The 20,530-nt window shown below is 61.9% G+C and carries 19 protein-coding genes; 6 read left to right on the plus strand and 13 right to left on the minus strand.

Going from position 1 to position 20,530, the window contains the following annotated elements; all coding sequences use genetic code 11:
* Positions 1-38: 38 nt before the first annotated feature.
* From hflX to CIB54_RS05450, 7 genes are all read right to left on the minus strand, one after another.
* The gene (hflX, locus tag CIB54_RS05420; RefSeq protein ID WP_065951514.1) at positions 39-1,340 is read right to left on the minus strand and encodes a ribosome rescue GTPase HflX; all 1,302 of its coding nucleotides are present in this window, start codon (positions 1,338-1,340) and stop codon (positions 39-41) included.
* Positions 1,341-1,352: 12 nt separating this feature from the next.
* A complete protein-coding gene (hfq, locus tag CIB54_RS05425; RefSeq protein ID WP_016976904.1) occupies positions 1,353-1,613 on the minus strand; it encodes an RNA chaperone Hfq in 261 nt (86 codons plus the stop codon).
* Positions 1,614-1,708: 95 nt separating this feature from the next.
* On the minus strand, positions 1,709-2,680 hold the full coding sequence (miaA, locus tag CIB54_RS05430; RefSeq protein WP_065951515.1) for a tRNA (adenosine(37)-N6)-dimethylallyltransferase MiaA: 972 nt from the start codon (positions 2,678-2,680) through the stop codon (positions 1,709-1,711).
* Entirely contained in the window at positions 2,680-4,593 is a 1,914-nt protein-coding gene (gene mutL, locus CIB54_RS05435) for a DNA mismatch repair endonuclease MutL (RefSeq protein ID WP_065951516.1), read from the minus strand. Before mutL ends, miaA begins: the two co-directional genes overlap by 1 nt.
* On the minus strand, positions 4,593-6,014 hold the full coding sequence (locus CIB54_RS05440; RefSeq protein ID WP_065951517.1) for an N-acetylmuramoyl-L-alanine amidase: 1,422 nt from the start codon (positions 6,012-6,014) through the stop codon (positions 4,593-4,595). The genes mutL and CIB54_RS05440 overlap by 1 nt, the downstream gene beginning before the upstream one ends.
* Positions 6,015-6,029: 15 nt before the next feature.
* Complete coding sequence (tsaE, locus tag CIB54_RS05445) at positions 6,030-6,500, minus strand: tRNA (adenosine(37)-N6)-threonylcarbamoyltransferase complex ATPase subunit type 1 TsaE (protein ID WP_101218942.1); 471 nt, start codon at positions 6,498-6,500, stop codon at positions 6,030-6,032.
* On the minus strand, positions 6,488-7,348 hold the full coding sequence (locus CIB54_RS05450) for an NAD(P)H-hydrate dehydratase (RefSeq protein ID WP_065951519.1): 861 nt from the start codon (positions 7,346-7,348) through the stop codon (positions 6,488-6,490). The genes tsaE and CIB54_RS05450 overlap by 13 nt, the downstream gene beginning before the upstream one ends.
* Before the next feature lie 63 nt (positions 7,349-7,411).
* On the opposite strand from CIB54_RS05450, the gene queG reads away from it, so the two are divergent.
* Complete coding sequence (gene queG / locus CIB54_RS05455; protein WP_101218944.1) at positions 7,412-8,476, plus strand: tRNA epoxyqueuosine(34) reductase QueG; 1,065 nt, start codon at positions 7,412-7,414, stop codon at positions 8,474-8,476.
* Here the strand turns inward: queG and CIB54_RS05460 are convergent.
* Positions 8,473-9,090 carry a trimeric intracellular cation channel family protein gene (locus CIB54_RS05460; RefSeq protein ID WP_170827587.1) on the minus strand — a complete coding sequence of 206 codons (618 nt, stop codon included), beginning with the start codon at positions 9,088-9,090 and terminating at the stop codon, positions 8,473-8,475. The two genes, queG and CIB54_RS05460, sit on opposite strands and share 4 nt — an antisense overlap.
* A gap of 225 nt (positions 9,091-9,315) precedes the next feature.
* Positions 9,316-9,858, minus strand: a complete 543-nt coding sequence (gene orn, locus CIB54_RS05465) for an oligoribonuclease (protein WP_065886529.1) — start codon at positions 9,856-9,858, stop codon at positions 9,316-9,318.
* A 108-nt stretch (positions 9,859-9,966) separates the two neighbouring features.
* Here orn and rsgA point away from each other — a divergent pair, with 108 nt between their 5' ends.
* Positions 9,967-10,998, plus strand: a complete 1,032-nt coding sequence (rsgA, locus tag CIB54_RS05470; protein ID WP_005784215.1) for a small ribosomal subunit biogenesis GTPase RsgA — start codon at positions 9,967-9,969, stop codon at positions 10,996-10,998.
* Positions 10,999-11,169: 171 nt separating this feature from the next.
* On the opposite strand, the gene motB is transcribed toward rsgA, so the two are convergent.
* Together motB and motA are read right to left on the minus strand one after the other, a co-directional pair.
* Positions 11,170-12,186 (minus strand): flagellar motor protein MotB, encoded by a 1,017-nt coding sequence (gene motB / locus CIB54_RS05475; RefSeq protein WP_065951521.1) that lies wholly within the window; start codon positions 12,184-12,186, stop codon positions 11,170-11,172.
* A 3-nt stretch (positions 12,187-12,189) separates the two neighbouring features.
* Positions 12,190-13,041, minus strand: a complete 852-nt coding sequence (gene motA, locus CIB54_RS05480; protein WP_065951522.1) for a flagellar motor stator protein MotA — start codon at positions 13,039-13,041, stop codon at positions 12,190-12,192.
* A 167-nt stretch (positions 13,042-13,208) separates the two neighbouring features.
* Between motA and CIB54_RS05485 the strand changes: the two genes are divergently transcribed.
* Genes CIB54_RS05485 through asd form a run of 3 tightly spaced genes read left to right on the plus strand, consistent with a single transcriptional unit; the run spans position 13,209 to position 16,493 of the window.
* Positions 13,209-14,744: an HDOD domain-containing protein gene (locus CIB54_RS05485; RefSeq protein ID WP_065951523.1), complete on the plus strand. Its 1,536-nt coding sequence runs from the start codon at positions 13,209-13,211 to the stop codon at positions 14,742-14,744.
* 57 nt (positions 14,745-14,801) lie between these two features.
* A complete protein-coding gene (locus CIB54_RS05490) occupies positions 14,802-15,617 on the plus strand; it encodes a rhodanese-like domain-containing protein (protein ID WP_101218946.1) in 816 nt (271 codons plus the stop codon).
* Positions 15,618-15,632: 15 nt separating this feature from the next.
* Positions 15,633-16,493, plus strand: coding sequence for an archaetidylserine decarboxylase (gene asd / locus CIB54_RS05495; protein WP_065934815.1), 861 nt, complete (start codon positions 15,633-15,635; stop codon positions 16,491-16,493).
* A gap of 122 nt (positions 16,494-16,615) precedes the next feature.
* On the opposite strand, the gene serB is transcribed toward asd, so the two are convergent.
* Positions 16,616-17,830, minus strand: coding sequence for a phosphoserine phosphatase SerB (serB, locus tag CIB54_RS05500; RefSeq protein WP_065951525.1), 1,215 nt, complete (start codon positions 17,828-17,830; stop codon positions 16,616-16,618).
* 133 nt (positions 17,831-17,963) lie between these two features.
* On the opposite strand from serB, the gene CIB54_RS05505 reads away from it, so the two are divergent.
* On the plus strand, positions 17,964-19,493 hold the full coding sequence (locus CIB54_RS05505) for an AhpA/YtjB family protein (RefSeq protein WP_101218948.1): 1,530 nt from the start codon (positions 17,964-17,966) through the stop codon (positions 19,491-19,493).
* 190 nt (positions 19,494-19,683) lie between these two features.
* Here CIB54_RS05505 and CIB54_RS05510 read toward each other — a convergent pair whose 3' ends face one another.
* Positions 19,684-20,394, minus strand: a complete 711-nt coding sequence (locus tag CIB54_RS05510) for a PqiC family protein (protein WP_065894482.1) — start codon at positions 20,392-20,394, stop codon at positions 19,684-19,686.
* Positions 20,395-20,530: the final 136 nt, after the last annotated feature.

A 20,530-nucleotide genomic window follows, 5' to 3' on the forward strand; every position in this document is an offset into this window, starting at 1 on the left:
AATGCCTGCTACCGCGGCACAACCGCTTTCTCAGGCTTTTATTGCAAAGTGTGTTGTTCGATGAACTCCGCCGGTACAACACCCTCGCGACTGACCAGTCGATTGAGCTCCGCGCGTGGCAATCGAACGGCCAGTAAGCTGACACCTTCTTCGTCGTGTTCTTCTTTCTGTACCGCGCCCAGCTCGAAAAACTGTGCACGCAGTCGAGCAAAACGCTGCGGCAAGCGCAAGGTGCCAACGAACAAATCGCCGCCGAGCAACTCGGCGATGGCTTGCTCAAGCAACTCAAGACCACTGCCATCACGCGCCGACAGCCAGACCCGCTGGGGCCTGCCATTCTCATCGCGCTGGATTTGTGGCTCGACGCCTTCAAGCAAATCGAGTTTGTTATAGACCTCGAGGATCGGCAAGTCCTGGGCACCAATCTCGCCCAGCACCAGCATCACCTGCTCGATCTGCAGCATGCGATCCGGCTCGGCCGCATCGATCACGTGCAACAGCAGGTCGGAATTGCTCGACTCTTCGAGCGTAGACCGAAATGCCTCGACCAGCTTGTGCGGCAAGTGACGAATGAACCCCACCGTATCGGCCAGGACAATCGGCCCCAGGTCGTCCAGATCCAGGCGGCGCAGGGTCGGGTCGAGCGTCGCGAACAGTTGGTCGGCCGCGTACACGTCCGACTTTGTGACGTTATTGAACAGCGTGGACTTGCCCGCGTTGGTATAGCCCACCAGGGACACGGTGGGAATATCCGCACGGGAACGGCCACGGCGCGATTGCTCGCGCTGGCTGCGGACTTTCTCCAGGCGGCCCTTGATCTGGCGCAGGCGAACCCGCAACAGACGCCGGTCGGTTTCCAGCTGGGTTTCACCCGGGCCACGCATGCCGATGCCGCCGCCCTGGCGCTCAAGGTGCGTCCAGCCGCGGACCAGCCGGGTGCTCATGTGGTCAAGCTGGGCCAGTTCGACCTGGAGCTTGCCTTCATGGGTACGCGCGCGCTGGGCGAAAATATCGAGAATCAGGCCGGTGCGGTCAATCACGCGACACTCGAAGACACGTTCGAGGTTACGTTCCTGACTGGGCGTGAGGGTGTGGTTGAAGATCACCAGATCGGCTTCTTCGGCATGGACCAGGTCGCGCAATTCTTCGACCTTGCCGCTGCCAATCAGGTATTTGGCGGTTGGCCGATGACGCGGCACGTTAAAAAACGCAACGGTCTCGGCGCCGGCCGAATTTGCCAACTCCTGAAACTCCTGCGGATCTTCGCGCGCCTCAGGGTCCTGTCCATCCAAGTGAACGAGGATTACTCGCTCACCACCACCGTGGCGCTCAAAGAACAAAGGAGACTCCTATCAGGCGTTACCTGGCTCAGCGTCAGCTGCTTCATCACCTGCTGCGCTAGGCAGACGGATTGGACGAACAGGAACGACTGTCGAGATAGCGTGTTTGTAAACCATCTGGCTGACGGTGTTTTTCAGCAGGATCACGAACTGGTCGAACGACTCGATCGTACCTTGCAACTTGATACCGTTGACCAGATAAATGGAAACCCCCACTTTCTCTTTACGTAAGGTATTCAAGTAAGGGTCTTGTAGCGAATGCCCTTTTGACATGTGCCGCACTCCTTTAAGGATCAATAATAAAAAATCGGAAAAATAAATAGCTCATGGCCGCCACACCCCCAAGGATAGACGGCAATTGCAAGGACTCAGCTCAATATGGAGACCGTTCCCAGGTATTTCAAGGCGCGTGACAGATTGTCGCTGTCCAGGCTGTCCAGCCAGTGCAAATCGCTCCAGCTGCGCAGCCAGGTGAACTGGCGCTTCGCCAATTGGCGCGTGGCAATGATGCCGCGCTCCTGCATTTCGGCTGACGTCAGCTTGCCATCCAGATGATCCCAGACTTGGCGGTAGCCTACAGCACGTATCGAAGGCAAACCTGCATGCAGATTACCTCTGGAACGCAGTGCTACGACCTCCTCCACAAACCCCTGTTCCAACATATTTGTGAATCTTTGTGCAATTCGTTCATGCAGCACCTGGCGGTTTGCCGGAGCGATGGCCAGGTTCGCCACAGTATAGGGCAATTGTGACCGGCCAGATGCGCCTGCATCAGCACTTTGCGCAGTTTGTTTCAGCCTGTGTTCAGTCATGGTCTGGCCACTGACGCGCCAGACTTCCAGCGCGCGGGTCAGACGCTGGGGATCATTGGGGTGAATGCGCGCCGCCGACACCGGATCCACCGCCGCCAACTGGTCGTGCAGGGCTTGCCAGCCAAGGCGTGCAGCCTCTTCTTCGAGTTCGGCACGCACCTGGGCATCGGCGGGCGGCATATCCGCCAGGCCTTCCTGCAAAGCCTTGTAGTAGAGCATCGTGCCGCCGACCAGCAACGGGATATTACCCCGCGCGGTGATCTCGGCCATGGCGGCCAGGGCGTCGGTACGGAAATCCGCAGCCGAATAGCTCTCGGCCGGGTCGATAATGTCGATCAAACGATGCGGATGCCGGGCCAACACGTCTTTCGAAGGCTTGGCCGTGCCGATGTCCATGTCCCGGTAAACCAGGGCAGAGTCCACACTGATCAGTTCGCACGGCAAGACCTTGGTCAGCTCGATGGCCAGGTCGGTCTTGCCGGCGGCCGTTGGGCCCATGAGGAAAATCGCGGGGGGCAAGGCACTCATCAGCGACCGCGCAGGAACAGTTTGTCCAGATCATCCAGGCCCATCTGGGTCCAGGTCGGGCGGCCATGGTTGCATTGGCCGCTGCGCTCGGTGTTTTCCATGTCGCGCAGCAGGCCGTTCATTTCCGGCAGGGCCAGGCGACGGTTGGCGCGGATGGCGCCGTGGCAGGCCATGGTGCCGAGCAGCTCGTTGATATGCGCCTGGATACGGTCGCTGGTGCCGTACTCCATCAGGTCGGCCAATACATCGGCTACCAGGCGGTTAGCCTCGGCTTGCTTGAGCAGCGCGGGAATCTGGCGGATCGCCAGGGTTTCCGGGCCCAGGCGTTGCAGTTCGAAGCCCAGCTTCTGGAACACGCCGTGGTGCTCTTCGGCGCAATCGGCTTCACGCTGGCTCACCGCCAGGGATTCCGGTACCAGTAATGGCTGGCCACTGAGCCCTTCACTGGCCATGGCGATCTTCAAGCGCTCGTACATGATGCGCTCGTGAGCCGCATGCATGTCCACCAGCACCAGGCCGTGGGCATTTTCCGCAAGGATGTAGATGCCCTTGAGCTGTGCCAGCGCGTAGCCCAACGGTGGAATATCACCGCCACCCTCGGGCAAGGCAACGGTGCCTGGCTCGGCACCCGGCAGCGGCGCGAAGAACTCACGATAAGCCGCCTGGGCCTCGGCCACCGGCACGGTCGATTGCGGGCGCGGTGTGTATTGATATTGATAACCGGCGCCGGCTCCCGCGTTGGGCGCCGTGTAATTGGGCTGCGGCTGCGGTGACTGCAACAGATTAGCGGCGAGGCTCATTTCGCCCTGGGGGCCGAACTCACCGGCCTCAGGGCCGCTTGGGCGAACTACCGCCGTCACGATGGGCGCCGACAACTGATCATCCGGGCGCACATCGCCCAAGGCACGGTGCAAGGTGCCATACAGAAAGTCATGCACCATGCGCCCATCACGAAAGCGCACTTCGTGCTTGGTCGGGTGCACGTTGACGTCGACCACCGAGGGATCGACCTCAAAAAACAGCACAAACGTCGGATGCCGCCCGTTGAACAACACGTCGCGGTACGCCTGGCGCACCGCATGGGCCACGAGCTTGTCGCGCACCGCCCGGCCATTCACGAAGAAATACTGCAAATCCGCCTGGCTGCGGGAGAAGGTCGGCAAACCGACCCAACCCCACAGGCGCAAGCCATTGCGTTCAATCTCTATCGGCAGCGCCTGCTCCAGGAAGCCACCACCGCACACCGCCGCCACCCGCCGAGCGCGCGCGGCGTCGTCATTGGCTTCGTGCAGGCTGAGGATGGTCTTGCCGTTGTGGCGCAGATGGAACGCCACGTCGAAACGCGCCAGGGCCAGACGCTTGATCACTTCCTGCAGGTGATCGAATTCGGTTTTTTCGGCCTTGAGGAACTTGCGCCGCGCCGGGGTGTTGAAGAACAGGTCGCGCACTTCCACCGAGGTGCCCACCGGATGGGCTGCCGGCTGGACCCGGGGCGCCATGTCGCGGCCTTCGGTTTCCACTTGCCAGGCCTGCTCGGCGCCGCGTGTACGCGAGGTCAGGGTCAAGCGGGCCACGGAGCTGATGGAGGCCAGGGCCTCACCGCGAAAGCCCAGGCTCATCACCCGTTCAAGGTCCTCCAGATCGCGGATCTTGCTGGTGGCGTGACGGGCCAGGGCCAGCGGCAGGTCATCCGAAGAAATGCCGCTGCCATCGTCCCGCACCCGCAGCAGCTTGACGCCGCCCTGTTCCACGTCAACGTCGATGCGTTTGGCGCCGGAGTCGATGCTGTTTTCCAGCAGTTCCTTGATCACCGAGGCCGGGCGCTCGACCACCTCGCCCGCAGCGATCTGGTTAGCCAGGCGCGGGCTGAGCAATTCGATACGCGAGCCACTATTCAAAACAGATTCGCTCATTACTGCGCCGCCAATTCGGTGCCCGGGATGGTCAACACCTGGCCGATCTTCAGCTCATCGGTCTTCAGGTTGTTGGCGCTGCGCAAGGCGGCGGGCGTGACCTGGAAACGTACGGCCAACATGGCCACGGTGTCGCCGGGCTGCACGCGGTGGTCACGCGGGCCCTGGGCAATTTTGCCGGAATCACGCAACCAGGCGATGTAAGTGCCCGGTGGCGGGTTCTGTTGGAAGAACTGGCGCACGCCGGCACTGATCGAGCGCGCCAATGCTTGCTGGTGGCCGGCGCTGGCGAGCTTGGATGCCTCGTTGGCGTTGGAGATGAATCCGGTCTCGACCAGGATCGACGGGATATCCGGCGACTTCAGCACCATGAACCCGGCTTGCTCAACGCGCTGTTTGTGCAGCGACGTGACGCGACCGATGTTGCTCAGGACTTTCTGGCCGACGTTCAGGCTGGAGGTCAGCGAGGCGGTCATCGACAGGTCGAGCAGTACGCCGGCGAGCATTTTGTCCTTGTCGTCGAGGGACACGTTACCGGCCCCGCCGATCAGGTCGGAACGGTTTTCACTGTCGGCCAGCCAACGCGCGGTCTCGGACGTCGCGCCGCGATCCGACAGGGCAAACACCGACGCACCGAAAGCGGCGGTGGAAGGTGCAGCGTCGGCGTGGATCGAGACGAACAGGTCTGCGCCTTTCTTACGTGCGATTTCAGTACGTCCACGCAACGGAATGAAGTAGTCGCCGGTACGGGTCAGTTCGGCGCGATACCCTTTCATGCCGTTGACCTGGCGTTGCAGTTCGCGGGCGATGGCCAGCACCACGTCTTTTTCATGTTGGCCGCGCGAACCGGAGGCGCCCGGGTCTTCGCCACCGTGGCCGGCGTCGATCACCACAATAATGTCGCGCTTGCCTGCCGGAGCGGGCGGCGGCGGTGGCAACTTGACCTGAGGTTGCGAGGGGTTGACCGGCACCGCAGGCACTGTCGCGACGCTGGGCGTCGGCACAGGCGGCGGCGCGGCATCGGCGGGGTTGTCGAACAGATCGACCACCAGGCGGTTGCCATATTGGGCGTTGGGGGCCAGGGAAAAGCTTTTTGGGGTGACCGCCTTTTTCAGGTCGATGACCACGCGCAGGTCGGTCGGCGTGCGCTGGGCCGAACGCATGGCGGTAATGGGTGTATTGGCGGTGGAGACTTTCAGCGGCGCGGCCAGGCTCGCACCGTTGATGTCGATCACCAGGCGATCGGGCGCCGTGAGGGTAAAGACGCTGTGCTGGACCGGGCCAGACAGGTCGAACACCAGTCGCGTGTTATCCGGCGCTCGCCACAGGCGCACACTTTTCACCTGTGAAGCAGCCAGAGCATTGACAGTCATTGCCGCAAGCAACACCCCCACGACAGCAACCAACGCGCGAAAGCGCATACCTAACCCCACCAATTATTTGAATTCCAGTGCCAAAGCGGCGCACCACGACTGGCCGCGCGCGCTCTGGGGCAACAACTTCAACTGACGTCCGTGCTCATGCGGCGTAATGGTAATGGTCATGTCCGGCTTTGGCAAAAAGCCTGTGCCTTTATTTGCCCACTCGATCAGGCATAACGCGTCTTCGTCGAAATAATCACGGATGCCCATGAATTCCAGCTCTTCAGGGTCCACCAAGCGATAGAGATCGAAGTGGAAGGCGCGAATGTTACCGATCTCATAGGGTTCGACCAGTGTGAACGTCGGACTTTTTACCGCACCGGCATGCCCCAAACCGCGAATGATGCCTCGGGACAGCGTGGTCTTGCCCGCTCCCAGGTCGCCCTCGAGGAAGATCAGCCCTGCCCCGGCCGTGACCTGGGCAATGTGCTGGCCGAGGCCGACCATGGCCTCTTCATCCGCCAGGAAAAGAATTACTTCAGGCACGGCGACTGCTCCTCCAACAATTGACGAATGGCCGGTATCAGGTCACTGGCGGCGAGGCCGCGACCGAACGTGCCCTGACGATCCCCTGCCGTGGCGTGCAACCACACGGCCAGGCAGCTTGCCTCATAGCCGTGCATGCCCTGGGCCAGCAATGCACCGACGAGGCCGGCCAATACGTCACCCAGCCCCGCCGTCGCCATGGCGGGATGGCCCTGGTCACAGCGTGAAACACGACCGTCCGGACTTGCAATCAAACTGCCGGCGCCCTTGAGGATAGTCACCGCATTGAATGTCTGGCTCAACGCGCGCGCCACCTTGAGGCGATCGGCCTGAACCTCGGCTGTCGAGATGCCCAACAGCCGTGCGGCTTCGCCTGGATGCGGGGTAATCACGCAGTTGGCCGGCAGGCTGACGCTGCCCGTCGCCAGTTGATTCAAGGCGTCGGCGTCCCAGACTTGCGGCTGGGGCGCGTTGGCGGCGACGGACAGCAGGCTTTTACCCCAGGATGCGTCACCCAGACCGGGCCCGATCACAATGACCGAGATCTTTTCCAGCAGGCCCATCAGCTGGTTGGCCGAATTCACACCCTTTGTCATCACTTCGGGCAGACGAGCCAGCGCGGCGGGAACATGCTCAACGCGTGTCGCCAACGACACCATCCCCGCACCACTGCGCAAGGCACTTTCGGTACTGAGCAACGCTGCCCCGCCAAAGCCTCGGTCGCCGCCGATCACCAGCAGGTGGCCGAACTGGCCTTTATGAGCGTCCAGCGAACGCGCAGCCAGTTGCGGCAAGTGGCCCGGCAACAACAGCTGAACGTCGGTTATTTCGTGTTTTGTCTGAGGCATGCGTCTTCAAGCTCCGATGTCTGGCAGAATTATACGCATCTAACCTGTGGTTTCCCGTGTCTCATGCCCGCTATTACCTCCGATCTGCCTGCTCTCGCCCAATCGATCAAAGACTGGGGCCGCGAGCTGGGCTTCCAGCAAGTCGGCATCAGCGGCCTCGACCTGGCCGAGCATGAACAGCACCTGCAACGCTGGCTCGACGCGGGCTACCACGGCGAGATGGACTACATGGGCGCCCACGGCAGCAAACGCTCCCACCCCGATGAGCTGGTGCCGGGCACCTTGCGCGTGGTGTCGCTGCGCATGGACTACCTGCCCGGCGACACCCAGATGGCGCAACTGCTGGCCCAGCCGGAAAAAGCCTATATCTCGCGCTACGCCCTGGGCCGCGATTATCACAAGCTGATCCGCAAGCGCGTGCAGCAATTGGCTGACCGTATCCAGGCGCAGATCGGGCCGTTCGGCTTTCGCGCTTTCGTCGACAGCGCACCGGTCCTGGAAAAAGCCATCGCCGAACAGGCCGGCCTCGGCTGGATCGGCAAAAACACCCTGGTACTCAATCGCAAGGCCGGCAGCTATTTCTTCCTGAGCGAACTGTTTGTCGATTTGCCATTGCCGGTGGACCCACCCCACGCCACCGAACATTGCGGCCGCTGTACCGCGTGCCTGGACATCTGCCCTACCAACGCCTTCGTCGGTCCCTACGTGCTGGATGCCCGGCGCTGCATTTCCTACCTGACCATCGAACTCAAGAGCGCAATCCCCGAGGACCTGCGCCCTCTGATCGGCAACCGCGTATTCGGCTGCGATGACTGTCAGATCGTTTGTCCGTGGAATCGTTTCGCCCGGCCCACCGCCGAAAGCGATTTCAAGCCACGGCACAATCTGGATAACGCGGAACTTGCCCAATTGTTTATGTGGGACGAGGATAAATTCCTCAGCAGCACCGAAGGCTCACCCTTGCGCCGCGCCGGTTACGAGCGCTGGCTGCGCAATTTGGCGGTGGGCCTGGGCAATGCGCCGTCGAGCATTGCGGTACTGGAAGCCTTGAAGGCGCGGCGCGATTACCCGTCGGAACTGGTGCGCGAACATGTGGAGTGGGCGCTCAAGCAACACGCCGCACGCTAGTGGACATCGTCGTTGTAGACGAACTTGGGCATTTCCCAGTGAAACCGGATCGCCAGCAGGCGCAGTAGAAAGCCGCTGAACAGGGTCAGCAGAATCGCCTGTTCGCTGGGCAATTGCAGATACAGGCACAGCAAGTAGAACCAGGCGGCCAGGAACGACACGCTGGCGTACAGCTCACGGCGGAAGATCAGCGGGATGTCGTTGCAGAAGATGTCTCGCAGGATGCCGCCAAATACGCCGGTAATCACGCCGCTGACCGACGCCACGAGCATGCCATGCCCCATTTCCAGGGCGGTCATGCAGCCGATCAGGGTGAATGCCACCAGGCCCAAAGCGTCCAGCGCCAGAAACAGCGAGCGCAGGCGGCGCATCAGCGGTGCGATAAAGATGGTCACCAGCGCGGCCACCGAGGTCAGCACCAGGTATTCCGGGTGCTTGACCCAAGTCAGTGGGTAGTGTCCCAACAGCACATCGCGCACCGACCCGCCACCCAGCGCCGTCACGCAGGCAATCAACACCACGCCGAACCAGTCCATGCCGCGTCGACCGGCGGACAAGGCGCCAGTCATGGCTTCGGCGGTGATGGCGATGAGGTAGAGCATCAGCAGCATGATGGCGATCCTTGCAGGGAGGCCGGCAGTCTAATCATTTGCAGATGGCACCAGAAGGGGGCAAGGATAATCGCCGTCCCGCCTCCCCTCCCGCACTTGGGTTTGCAAAACCATTCAAATGTGGGAGGGGCTTGCCCCCGAAAAGGGAGTGTCAGTCCATGCATCCGGGCCTGACACACCGCCATCGGGGGCAAGCCCCCTCCCACATGTCCAGCGGTCGCGCCGATTTCAGGCCTTGATGAAGTGCTTGCGGTAATGCTGCAACTCGGCGATCGACTCGCGGATATCGTCCAGCGCCAGGTGGGTGCTGCCTTTGTGGAAGCTGTCTTTGACCTCCGGTGCCCAGCGCGCAGCCAGTTCCTTCAACGTGGACACATCCAGGTTGCGATAGTGGAAGTAGCTTTCCAGCCCTTTCATGTGCGTATAAAGGAAGCGACGGTCCTGGCAGATGCTGTTGCCACAGATCGGCGACTTGCCCCTGGGCACCCATTTTTCCAGGAAGGCGATGGTTTCGGCTTCGGCTTCGGCCATGCTGATGCGGCTGTCGCGTACCCGCTGGGTCAGGCCCGAGTTGCCATGGGTGCGGGTATTCCACTCATCCATGGTGGCGAGCACAGCATCGCTGTGGTGAATGGCGATCACCGGACCTTCGGCCAAGGTGTTGAGGTTGCTGTCGGTGACAATGGTCGCCATCTCGATGATAACGTCGGTGTCGGGGTTCAGACCGGTCATTTCCAGATCGATCCAAATCAGGTTCTGTGGGTTTTGCATGGCTTGATTCTCTTGGCACCTTGGCGTAGCTGCGCAGTTTAGCAGGCGGGGCCGTGCTAGACTCGCGACCGTTTTACCCAACTTTTGCATTATCGACACGGAACACCAATGGCCAAACGCCAGCTCAATCGTCGCCAAAACTGGCGCATCGAAAAGATTCAAGGTGAACGCGCAGCGCGCGCCGCCAAACGTGAATCCTCCGCCGTGGAAGCGCTCGAGGGCGGCGACCTGGGGCCCGAACAAACGGGCCTGGTGATCGCGCACTTCGGCGTGCAGGTCGAAGTCGAGGCGCTGGAAGGCGAACTCGCCGGCTCTGTGTCCCGCTGCCACCTGCGCGCCAACCTGCCTGCGCTGGTGACCGGCGACAAAGTCGTGTGGCGCGCCGGTAACCAGGGCATCGGCGTGATCGTCGCCCAGTTGCCACGCAGCACCGAACTGCGCCGCCCCGACAGCCGTGGCCAGCTCAAGCCGGTGGCGGCCAACGTCGACATGATCGTGATTGTGTTCGCGCCGCTGCCCGAGCCCCACGCCAACCTGATCGACCGCTACCTCGTCGCCGCCGAGCATGCCGGGATTCGCCCGCTGCTGCTGCTGAACAAATTCGACTTGATCGACGAGCAGAACGCTCCGGCGCTCAATGCATTGCTGGCGGTCTACCGCACCCTGGGCTACCCGGTGCTGGAAGTGTCAGCCCATCACGGCAACGGCATGGAACAGCTGCAACAGCAGTTGGACGGGCGCATCAGCGTGTTTGTCGGCCAGTCGGGTGTGGGCAAGTCGTCGCTGGTCAACAGCCTGCTGCCGGAAGTCGACACCCGCGTCGGCCCGCTGTCGGAGCTGTCCGGCCAGGGCACGCACACCACCACGACCGCACGGCTGTTCCACTTCCCAGGTGGCGGTGAGTTGATCGACTCCCCGGGTATCCGTGAATTCGGCCTCGGCCATGTCAGCCGCAGCGACGTGGAAGCGGGCTTCATCGAATTCAACGACCTGATCGGCACTTGCCGCTTCCGCGACTGCAAACACGACCGCGAGCCAGGCTGTGCATTGCTCAAGGCGCTGGAGGATGGCCGCGTGCAGCAACAGCGGATGAACAGCTATCGGTCGATTATTGCGAGCTTGCCTGAGAGCAGTTACTAAGCTGCCTCCACCTCTGTAGGAGCGGGCTTGCTCGCGAAGGCCCCAAGAGCAACGCGGGCATCCTGGATACAGGCGTTTTCGTTGACGTTTTTCGCGAGCAAGCTCGCTCCTACAACGAGACGGGCAGATACAACAAGGCCGCGATAATCGCGGCCTTGTTGTATTTAGAGCTTACGACCCCGGCACAGGCGCCGTCGGATCCTTCACCCCACCGTCATCAAACAGGTTCAGCTTTTGACGCAGCTCATGGGCCGGCAGCGGCTCCTGGCCTGGCGGCAGCGCATTCGGGTCCGCCGGCACCTCACCGGGGGCGCCCTCGCCCTGTGCAGGCGGTGGCGGCGGCTGATCGCCCTCAATCGCTCGCTGGGCTTTTTTGGTCAGCACGACGATATCGATGCGCCGGTTGATCGGGTTGAACGGATCTTTCGGATCAAACAGCTGCGATGACGCAAAGCCCACCACCCGCGCCACTTGCGGGTCCGGATAGCTACCGGCCACCAGCGCGCGGCGGGCGGCGTTGGCGCGGTTGGCCGAGAGTTCCCAGTTGCCGAAGTCGCCCTGCCCCGCATAGGGCTTGGCATCGGTATGGCCGCTGATGCTGATCTTGTTCGGCACGGCCTTGATGGTGTCGGCCATGGCCAGCAGGATATCTTCGAAGTACGGCTTCAAGCGCGCGCTGCCGGAATCGAACATCGGCCGGTTGGCGGCGTCGGTGATCTGGATACGCAAGCCTTCCGGGGTAATTTCGAAGGAAATCTGATCCTTGAATTTGAGCAGTTGCGGGTTTTCCTCAACCTTGTTCTGCAGCTCTTGCAGCAACAGCTCCAGGCGTTCTTTCTCGACCTGTTCGGCCATGCTTTCGACCCTATCGCGCTCGATCGGGATTTTTTCCTGGGGCGATTCGGTCTGCACTTCCGGATTGATGGTGCGCTCCGGCGCCAGTTGCGGCGAGCCGCCCAGGTCGATCACGAAGGGCGTACCACTTTCCGAAAAACCAATCGGGTCCTTGAAGTAACCCGCAATGGCGATCTTCTGTTCAGGGGTGGCGGTGGACATCAGCCACAGCACCAGGAAGAACGCCATCATTGCCGTGGCGAAGTCGGCAAAGGCGATTTTCCAGGCACCACCATGGTGCCCCGCAGCGAAGCGCTTGACGCGCTTGATGATGATCGGCTGGTTGTTTTCCATGGCTTAGCGACCGCGAACCGCTTGTTCCAGCTCGGAGAAACTTGGGCGATGTTTCGGGTACAGCACCTTGCGCCCGAACTCCACGGCCAACGACGGCGGCATGCCCGACGCGGACGCCACCAGGCACGCCTTGATCGCTTCGTAGAGGTTGATTTCTTCCTTGGCGTCATGCGCCAGGGAGGTGGCGAGCGGGCCGAAGAAACCGTAGGCCGCGAGAATACCGAAGAAGGTACCCACCAGCGCCGCACCGACGTGCATGCCGATGGCCGCCTGATCGCCCTCACCCAGGGAGGCCATGGTCACCACGATACCCAGTACCGCCGCGACGATACCGAAACCAGGCATGCCGTCGGCGATGCCGGTCACGGCGTGGGAAGGATGTTCCAGTTCTTCCTTGAGGCTGAACAGCTCCATGTCGAACAGGCCTTCGAGCTCATGGGGCGCCATGTTGCCGGAGGACATGATGCGCAGGTAATCGCAGATATAGGCAGTCATGCGCTCGTCCTTGAGCACGGCCGGGTACTTGGCGAAGATCGGGCTGGCGGCGGCGTCTTCGATATCCCCTTCAATGGCCATCATGCCTTCGCGGCGGCTCTTGTTGAGGATTTCGTAGACCAGCCCCAGCACTTCCAGATAAAACGTGTGGGAGAAGCGCGAGCTGAACATGCCCAGCGACTTCTTGATCACGTGCATGGTCATGTAGCCGGGGTTGGCCTGCAAGAAAGCGCCAAAGGCGGCGCCGCCAATAATCAACACTTCGAAAGGCTGAATCAGCGCGGCAATCTTACCGTGGGACAGGACGTACCCACCGAGCACACTTGCGATGACGACAATGATGCCGATAATTTTAGCCATAGGGGATCTGTACTTGCGCCGTCGGGTTCATGGACATAGTGGGTGCAGCTGAAAAACTCTTGTTCTACTTATCGGCAAAACTGCGCCAGACTATAGCCCGTTAAGGCGAAAAGCCAATTCAGCCCGTTACGGGTGTGTTGAACACATATGATGATCGCGCCCCAATCATGGCTAATGAAACGACAGTCCCAACTGCAAAACCCGCCACCCTCGCCGCCTGGATCAAGTGCCTGGACGACGTGCTGCTGCCCGTTCCCCAGGCCAGCCACGAGCGGGTGTGCAAAGCCATCCGCGACAGTCGCAGCTCATTGAGGGACATCGCCGAGCTGATGCAAGACAGCCCGGCCCTGGTGCTCAGCGTGATGCGCGAGGCCAACAGCCACACCCACGGCAGCCTGGCGGAACCGGCGGAAAACCTCGAAGTGGCGCTCAATCGCCTCGGCCTTAAACGCGCCGAAGAACTGCTGGTGCGCCTGCCGTCGGTGCCGGCCCGCGAGATTCCCGTCGCGCTGCGCCAACTGCTGCTGGTCAGCCAGCACGCTTCCCAGCAAGCCAACGGCCTGTTCGGCAGCCGCCTGGCGCGCCTGTGGCAGGACATCCATTGGGGCAGCCTGCTGTTTCTGTCACCGTTGTGGCCGATGGCCGTGGCCTACCCCAAGCTGCTTGAGGAATGGGAGCTGCGGGTGATCCACAAGGGCGAGTCGGCGCGCCAGGTCGAGCAGCACGTGTTCGGCGTGCGCCTGCTGGACCTGTGCCTTGGCCTGACTGCGGCGTGGCACCTGCCGATCTGGGTATCCCAGGGCTATAACCTGCTGCTGGGCGAGCGGCGTCTGCTGGTCAAGGCATTGCGTATCGCCCGCGAAGACGACCCGCTGCGCCACCAGCAGTTACTCGACGCCGAACCCAACCTGCGCCGCTGGCTGAATCAGCCGGCCAACACGGTGCTGTTGGCCAACGGCCTGGCGCTGTCGGCGCAGGAGTCCTGGACCTGCCCGCACACCGAGCGCTGGCAATACCTCACTGCGCTGTACCTGCAGGAGCCACTGGGCGATGTGCAGCAGCAGGTTCACCAGCAAGCGGTCACCAGCGCTCGCAGCACTTTGATGCCTGATCTCTGGCACCCGGCCCTGTCGCTGATCTGGCCGTGGCACGTGCAAAAGGTCCATCGTGGCCTGCTGCCCGCGCCGCCGCCCACGGCCGAAGCACTGGCACTGTGGCGCAACCGTTGCACGGAACTGCTGGTCGAGCCGAGCCGCTTTGCCAATGCGATGCACCTGACCACGTGCGCCAAGGAAGCCCTGGTCGCCAGCGGCATGCAGCGCGTATTGCTGTTCATGGCGGATCGCGCCTTGAGCACCTTGCGCGTGCATCAGGCCGATGGCTTGCCGAAGGACGCTGCCAACCTGAGCCTGGATGTGGTCAACAGTACATTGCTGCAACGCTTGCTGGAAAAGTCCGCCCAGGTGCGTCTCGGTCCTGACAACCATGCGCAGTTCGCCGCCCTGCTGCCACCGATCCTGCGCCGCCTGTTTACCGGCGAGCACCTGCTGTTGCGCTCGCTGAGCTGTAATGGCCGCGTAGTCATGCTGATGGTGGCTGACCAGGGTGGCGGGCCGTTCTCGGAAACCACCGTGCAAGCCTTTGGCAAAACCGCGCAATGCGTCGAGAAAGCCCTGCACAGCTTTACCAACCGCAGCGCCTGATGCTTGCGCTACAATCGCCCTCCTTTATCGCCAACATTTGTGCCCAGGAGACCTCACATGCCTGACTTCTCTGGTTTGCCGCTGGTGATCGAATCCAGCGACCTGCAAGGTCGCCTTGATGCCGAACACCTGATTCTGGTGGACCTCACCAGTGCCGCCCGCTACGCCGAAGGGCATATCCCCGGCGCGCATTTCGTTGACCCCAAGCGCACCCAGTTGGGCCAACCGCCCGCACCGGGCCTGCTGCCGCACAAGGCTGACCTGGAAAAGCTGTTCGGCGAGCTGGGCCACACACCCGATGCCACCTATGTGGTGTATGACGACGAAGGCGGCGGTTGGGCCGGGCGTTTTATCTGGATGCTCGACGTGATCGGCCATCAGAAATACCACTACCTCGACGGCGGCCTGCTGGCGTGGCTGGACGAGAAACACCCGGTGTCCACCGAGGTGCCCACCCCCGCTGGCGGCCCGGTCAGCCTCACCTTGCACGACGGCCCCACCGCCACCCGCGAATACCTGCAAAGCCGGCTCGGCGCGGCCGACCTGGGTATCTGGGACGCACGCGGCCCGCTGGAGTACTCCGGCGAAAAAGTCCTCGCGGCCAAAGCCGGGCACATCCCCGGCGCCGTGAACTTCGAGTGGACCGCCGGGATGGACAAAGCGCGCAGCCTGCGCATCCGCCGCGACATGCCGCAAATCCTCGAAGACCTCGGGCTGACCCGCGATAAAGAAATCATCACCCACTGCCAGACTCACCACCGCTCTGGCTTCACCTACCTGGTGGCCAAGGCGCTCGGTTACCCACGAGTCAAAGGTTATGCCGGTTCCTGGGGCGAATGGGGCAACCACCCCGACACCCCCGTTGAGATTTAAGGTTTAAGGACAGTTATGAAAAAGCAGTTGTTTATCCTCAGCCAGTACTTGCTGCCACACCACTTGCTCTCGCGCCTGGCCGGCTGCATTGCCGAGTGCCGCGTGCGCTGGTTCAAGAATGCCTTCACCCGTTGGTTCGCCAAGCGTTACCAGGTGGACATGTCCCAGGCGCTGGTTGAAGACCTGACCGCCTATGAGCACTTCAATGCCTTCTTCACCCGCGCACTGAAAGACGGCGCGCGCCCGCTGGATCAAACGCCGGGAGCCGTACTGAGCCCGGCCGACGGTGCCGTCAGCCAGCTCGGCCCGATCGAGCATGGCCGTGTATTCCAGGCCAAGGGCCACAGCTTCAGCGTGCTGGAATTGCTGGGCGGCGACGCTGCGTTGGCTGCGCCGTTCATGGGCGGCGACTTCGCCACCATCTACCTGTCGCCCAAGGACTACCACCGGGTGCACATGCCACTGGCCGGTACCTTGCGCGAGATGGTCTATGTGCCAGGGCGGATTTTCTCGGTGAACCAGACCACCGCCGAGAACGTACCGGAACTGTTTGCGCGTAACGAGCGGGTTGTCTGCCTGTTCGACACCGAACGCGGCCCGATGGCCGTGGTGTTGGTGGGCGCGATGATCGTGGCATCGATTGAGACAGTGTGGGCCGGGCTGGTAACGCCGCCCAAGCGTGAACTGAAAACCTTCCGTTACGACGAAGCTGCCCGTGCGCCGATCCATCTGGAAAAAGGCGCTGAACTGGGTCGCTTCAAGCTGGGTTCGACCGCTATCGTGCTGTTCGGGCCGGATCAGGTGAAATGGACCGAAGCGTTGCTGGCGGGTTCACCCGTGCAGATGGGCCAGGGCATCGCAACACCCAAGGCCTGACGCTGAACCAAATGTGGGAGGGAGCTTGCCCCCGATAGCAGTAGTCCAGTCAGAGCTGTATTGACTGACCCACCGCCATCGGGAGCAAGCCCCCTCCCACATTTTTGCCCGTATTTCTTCAGCTAGAGCTGGCCGTCACGGTCGCGCAAGCCCAGCAGATACAGCACCCCATCCAACCCCAAGGTCGAAATCGCCTGCTTGGCCGATTGCTTGACCAACGGCTTGGCGCGGAATGCCACACCCAGCCCGGCAATCGCCAGCATCGGCAAGTCGTTCGCGCCGTCGCCGACCGCAATGGTCTGTTCCAGGCGCAAGCCTTCTTTATGCGCCAGTTCCTTGAGCAGGTCCGCCTTGCGTTGTGCGTCGACAATTGGCTCCACCGCCACGCCGGTCACTTTGCCATCCACCACTTCCAGCTCGTTGGCAAACACGTAGTCAATGCCCAGCTTGGCCTGCAGTTGCTTGGCAAAATAGGTGAAGCCGCCGGACAAGATGGCCGTTTTGTAGCCCAGGCGCTTGAGTTCGGCGAACAGGGTTTCGGCGCCTTCGGTCAGGCGCAGGGAAGCGCCGATGGAATCGAGCACGCTCACGTCCAGGCCCTTGAGCAGCGCCAGGCGTTCCTTGAAACTGGCGCGAAAATCCAGTTCGCCGGCCATCGCCCGCTCGGTAATCTCGCTGACCTGCTCGCCCACACCCGCCGCTTTGGCGAGCTCGTCGATGACTTCGGCTTCGATCAGGGTCGAGTCCATGTCGAACACCGCCAAACGACGGTTGCGCCGGAACAGCGAATCCTCCTGGAAGGCGATGTCGACATTCAGCTCCTGGGCCACGCTCAGGAATTCGGCGCGCAGCGCTTGCGCATCGGCCGGCTCCCCGCGCACCGAAAACTCGATGCAGCCCTTGCCTTTGTCCGCCGGCGTGTCCAGCGGCATACGCCCCGACAGGCGGTCGATATGGTCGATATTCAAACCGTAATGCGCCGTGATCGAGCTGACGCGCTGCAATTGTTCGGCCGTGACCTTGCGGGTGAGCAACGTCACGATATGGCGTTTTTTGCCCTGGCCTTCGACCCAATGCTGGTAATCGGCTTCGGACACCGGCGTGAAGCGCACCTGCTGATCGAGTTTGTAGGCCGTAAACAGGATGTCCTTGAGGACCGAGGATGCCTGTTCGGTGCTGGGAATTTCCACCAGGATGCCGAACGACAGGGTGTCATGGATCACCGCCTGGCCGATGTCGAGAATGTTCACACCACCCTGGGCCAGAACACCGGTAATGGCAGCGGTGAGACCCGGTCGGTCAAGACCTGTGATGTTGATCAGGACAATTTCGCGCAAAGCGCACCCCCAGGCTGGAAAAAAACCGCATTCTACCCACTTTCAGTGACCATCGGGCACAGCCAGCGCTTTGCCGGTCATGGGCCTGTCGCTATACTGCGCGTCAACTTCACGGACCAAGAGCCGAGCGCAAGTGAACCGGCCCACGCCAGTAAAAACCGATAACTTCTTCCTGCTGATCTTCCGGGCACTGCGCCACCGCCGTGTACCGATCGCATTACGCATCGCCAGCCATAACGTGATCCTGGTCGCTCTGGCCCTGGTGATCTACGCCTGCGTGATGGGTTTGCAATTCAAGCAGGCCATGCATGAGCAAGCCGACGCCCTGGGCGAGAGCCTGACCACCCAGACTGCCACCTCGGCGACTGAGTTGCTGGTGTCCAACGACATTCTCAGCCTCAACGTGCTGCTCAACAACCTGACCAAGAACCCGTTGGTGGCCCACGCCGCTATCTATAGCGTGGACAACCGGATCATGGCCGAAGCCGGGCAGCGCCCGAAAAACGGCCTGCTGGGCGAAGCCGAGGGTCTGTACCAGAGCAATATCACCTTTCAGGATGTGAAAGCCGGCCAGTTGCGCATCAGCCTGGACATGCAACAGTTCCAGCAACCGATGACCATCAGCCTGCAGAGCATGGGCATCCTGAGCGCGATCCTGTTGGCCCTGGCCCTGGCCTTGAGCCTGCGCCTGGGGCGGCATATCTCCACGCCGTTGATGCAACTGCGCATCTGGCTGCGCGATATCGACGAACATACCCCGGCCACCGACCGCCAGGACGAAATCGGCGACCTCGCGCGCCAGCTGCATGCCAGCTTCGCCCCGGAGCCGACTGTACCTGAGGTTGAACCTGAGCCTGAGTACGACGACGCCGACTACAACGATGAGCCTGAGTTTGAAGTGCGTGACCTGCGTGACCCAGGCTTCGACGAAAGCGCTCCGGTGGCGGGTTTGAAGCCTGCGCCGCGACATGTAGTCAAGGCCGAAGAAGACGAGCTGGACGACGAAGACCCGTTCGCCGACCTGCGCGATACCGCCGATACCGCGCCCGCCGTAGCGCCGAAACCGCTTGCGGCCAACAGCACCGAGCCCCAGTACAGCGCCGTACTCGCCGTGCAGCTGGGTGCCCAGGACCAACTGCGCCGCCTGCCCCGCGCCCGCTTGACGGAATTGCTGGAACGCTACCGCGACTGTCTCGACCAGGCCGCCTCGCTCTACCAGAGCGAACTGCACACCCTGAACGATGGCAGCACGTTGATGCTGTTCCACAGCGAAGACAGCGGCGAAGACTACCTGACCAACGCCATCTGCTGCGGCGAGTTGCTGCGCGCCCTGGGCCATGCCTTGCAGATCGAAGTGGCGGACAGCGGCATTACATTGCAATTGCAGTTGGGCCTGACGGTGGGCGATGGCCTGTTCGGCATCAGCCAGATCGACCTCTTGCTGACCGAGATTGCCCAGGACGCCCTGGCCTTGTCGCAGCACAGCCGCAACCTGCTGCTGGTGGAGCGCAAGATCAGTGAAGACACGCTGATCCGCCAGCGCGCACGCATCCGCCCGATTGCCAGCCCTGAGGGCGCCAGCTGTGTGGAGCGCCTGATGGAGCCGTATCCGTCGATGCTGGAGCGCCAACTTGCGCGCATGCATGAGACCCGCAAGCCCTGAAGCACAATGAGGCATTAATGTGGGAGGGGGCTTGCCCCCGATAGCGGTAGTCCAGTCAGAGATGCATTAACTGACCCACCGTCATCGGGGGCAAGCCCCCTCCCACATTTGATGTGGGGTGCAGCTTAAATTGCAGCGCAAACAAAAGGCCCGCTTACTCAGCGGGCCTTTTGTTTGTCTGGCATTCAGATCAAAACCTGAACACTTCCAGATCCGTACGAATCGGGGTTGCCATCGGCATCTTCGGCTTTTCCGGCGTTGCGGGCTTGGCCTGCGCCGGCGCCTGCTTGCGCGGTGCCTCGGCAATCGGCGGCTGGTTGGCCAGCGGCTTGAGCGCCACCGACAACTGCTGCGCCAGGTGCTGCAACAGTACGCCCTGGGCCTGGACCTGAGACGCCGTGGTGCCGGCATGTTCTTCCTGCAGGTGCACGATACGGTTGTCCCGTACTTGCCCGCGACGGTCGATCAAGCGCCACTGTGCATCCAGGATCGCCGGTTGCGACTTGCCGGAGTCAAGCCGCGTGATAGTCAGCAACACCTGCACATCCGGGGAGAACCCGGATGGGCCTGGCGCCAGGACCACGCGCTGGCTGTCCAACTGACCGGCCACCTGACGCAACATCAATTGATTGATATCGGAAGAAAGGCTGCCCGCCCAACGACCATCCGTGGAACCTTGCAGGCTTCCGTCGTTCTGACGTTGGAGCAGGGTTTCGCGTTGCAGGTAATCAGCAACGATAACCGGACCCAGCAGGACCGCCATGCCGGCGGTTTGTGCCGGCTGAGCCGGACTTCCGCTGTCCAGCTGGTACAGCGACACCGGCTGGTGCGTGCTGCAACCCGCCAGCCCCAACAGGCCAGCGAGCATCAAAAATAGAGGAAGGCGTGGAGCAGTCATCATCCCATCCAGGTGGCTGCCACAAGGCGAACCACAATGTAATACTAAAAATAACCTAAACACGCTCGGCCACGCCGGCGCTGGAAAGGCCATATCATCCGTGAATATGCGCCATGACTCCAGCGCCAAAGCGTCGATC

It is taken from the genome of Pseudomonas fluorescens (genome assembly GCF_002837185.1).
GTDB lineage: Bacteria > Pseudomonadota > Gammaproteobacteria > Pseudomonadales > Pseudomonadaceae > Aquipseudomonas > Aquipseudomonas fluorescens_AM.